General features: G+C 39.7%; 4 protein-coding genes. 3 read left to right on the top strand and 1 reads right to left on the bottom strand.

The window, feature by feature from the left end:
• Nucleotides 1–95 precede the first annotated feature (95 nt).
• The 3 genes from BM135_RS18115 (at nt 96) to BM135_RS16315 (ending at nt 1,233) form a co-directional block, all read left to right on the top strand.
• Nucleotides 96–191 (top strand): STM2901 family protein, encoded by a 96-nt coding sequence (locus BM135_RS18115; protein WP_479688436.1) that lies wholly within the window; start codon nt 96–98, stop codon nt 189–191.
• 254 nt (nt 192–445) lie between these two features.
• Nucleotides 446–595 carry a hypothetical protein gene (locus BM135_RS17630; protein ID WP_245737451.1) on the top strand — a complete coding sequence of 50 codons (150 nt, stop codon included), beginning with the start codon at nt 446–448 and terminating at the stop codon, nt 593–595.
• An 8-nt stretch (nt 596–603) separates the two neighbouring features.
• Nucleotides 604–1,233 carry an MFS transporter gene (locus tag BM135_RS16315; protein WP_245737450.1) on the top strand — a complete coding sequence of 210 codons (630 nt, stop codon included), beginning with the start codon at nt 604–606 and terminating at the stop codon, nt 1,231–1,233.
• A 270-nt stretch (nt 1,234–1,503) separates the two neighbouring features.
• Here the strand turns inward: BM135_RS16315 and BM135_RS16310 are convergent, their stop codons facing one another.
• Nucleotides 1,504–1,995 carry a hypothetical protein gene (locus tag BM135_RS16310; protein WP_245737449.1) on the bottom strand — a complete coding sequence of 164 codons (492 nt, stop codon included), beginning with the start codon at nt 1,993–1,995 and terminating at the stop codon, nt 1,504–1,506.
• Nucleotides 1,996–2,119 lie beyond the last annotated feature (124 nt).

The raw sequence follows: 2,119 nt of genomic DNA, 5'->3' as shown, positions 1-2,119 counted from the left end.
ACTAAGCGCCAGAAGGCTGGCTGGGATAATGGCTATATGATGAAAATCCTGACAGTGGGATTTTCATCTGTATAAATTAGACCCGTTTGCCCTACATGGATACCGTTGAGCAGTTGCACGGAACCTACTTTTATGATAGAATGCCTAACCTTTCCGCTTGGAAAGCTATTGTTAGCAAATGTAATTTTTGAAAGCACCTGATGTTCTTGTTTATCGTTTAAAACTTGGTAATAAGTACCTATCGAAATCGTAAAACTGAGCTAATGTGCTATCCTGATAGAGTCGATCAATTGCCATGTCAGATAAACCTTAGTACCATATTAAACTTCTCATTTTCACTCTCCCTACTCTTTTTCTTTATACCATCATCTCATCATTTTTCATCAGTTAGTTTTTAACTCTATTTTTATTAATCCTAATCCTGTTTTAATTTAAGGAAGCTGAGGTGCTGCCACGTACTATTTCTATCAATCTTATTTTGCCTATTTTTTCACTCTCTGTATTTTTTATCGGTGCAATGGAATTCATGTTATCACCTATGCTTAAGCCTTTAGCTGATGCATTTAAAACAACAACAGATTGGCGTTGGCAATAGCTCCCAATTTGGAGATTGCAGTCGGATTGCGCATTTTTGGTGGTATTGATTCTGCCGCTTTGATTCCGACCATTTTTGCGTTGATTGCAGAAATCTTTCCATCTCATAAACAAGCGTCAGCAATGGGAGTCGTTATGTTTGGTATGACCGCGGGCATTGCTGGTGGTCCTGTATTTGCTGGCGTTTCAACGGAGTTGTTTTATTGGCAGGTGCCATTTTTGGTCAGCGCAGCAGGATGTCTTTTGCTCTGTGTTTTAAGTAAAAATGTCTTAAATAAAAAATACATTCCAAACCAGATTAATAACCGAAATGTTAATACCCTAAAAACCGTTCGCCAAACGGTAATATTTCAATGGGTGTACCAAGGAAATTTAATTTGCCCTCTTATTGCAAAAGGATTTTGGAATGGCACGGCAGTCTCTGCTTTTATATTGTCTGGGGAGGTTTTGCGACACCATTATGGGCTAGGAACGGGAGCTGTCGGAGTCTCTGTTTCCGCATTTGGTATCGGATTTGGTTTGGGGAATTTATCCGTGAGTGTTGTGAGGCGCATTAATATTAAGGATGAGTGCACACTTTTATTATCGTTAGTACTTCGATTCTGGCAAATCGGGCAAAACAGGATAAAGGTCAAATAATTGCTATCTCAGAAAGTCTGAATAACTTAGCCATTCTGTTTTTACTTCCGATAGCCACTATGCTGCTGACACAATATGGTACTGCAACCACGATGATAATATTGGGAAGCTGCTTTATTGTGGTAATTGTGCTTTCATTGAAAGATTTTCTAGTGACACCGTCACTTAGTCGGCGTCACTAGCCTTAACCTAGTATTCTTCTGTACCACCACTTTTATCTGATATGCCCCGAAAACCTGCTTCAATAAATGCTTTGGCAAAGACGACATATTATTCTTCGGCACGGCGGCGCATATCAGAGACTCCGCACATTTTGGGACTGGCTAGAGGCAAATCAGATTGCATAACTTCTTGATGTGTTTTTACTGGGTCAATGAATAATTGATAGATTTCATCCAGTTGTAGTGTGGAAAGATAACCACTATGAATACCCTGATAATTTTCTGGAATCGTCGTTGTCGTGGGAAAAACAAGTTGTTCTGGATACAAACGACCACTCCAGAATTCATTACCTTTATCCAGTGATTTAACCATGTCAGGATTGATTAACTCAGAAATTTTAGCGTTGTAAGGGAATCGCAGGCTGTTCTCGGCCGCAGGATAATCATGCTTTACCATCCAATCGACAATGTTTTGTTGTCGTTCCATCAACGCAATATCTTTAAAGAACGCAGTTAATACTATAGGGATTACGATCCCTCCTGCATTGCGATATTTTTCAATAAAATCTAGCCGTTGCTTCAATTGTACATTGGTATCCAACGCACTAACCGAAACCCTTACTTCTGCCTTAGGGCAAACGGGTCTAATTTATACAGATGAAAATCCCACTGTCAGGATTTTCATCATATAGCCATTATCCCAGCCAGCCTTCTGGCGCTTAGTC

Source organism: Xenorhabdus japonica (genome assembly GCF_900115195.1).
Lineage (GTDB): Bacteria > Pseudomonadota > Gammaproteobacteria > Enterobacterales > Enterobacteriaceae > Xenorhabdus > Xenorhabdus japonica.
This window is presented reverse-complemented; position numbering and strand designations above follow the sequence as displayed.

Bases quoted from the DNA above. Each gene is read 5' to 3' on its own strand.
- BM135_RS18115 (WP_479688436.1), top strand. From the start codon at position 96: ATGGATACCGTTGAGCAGTTGCACGGAACCTACTTTTATGATAGAATG.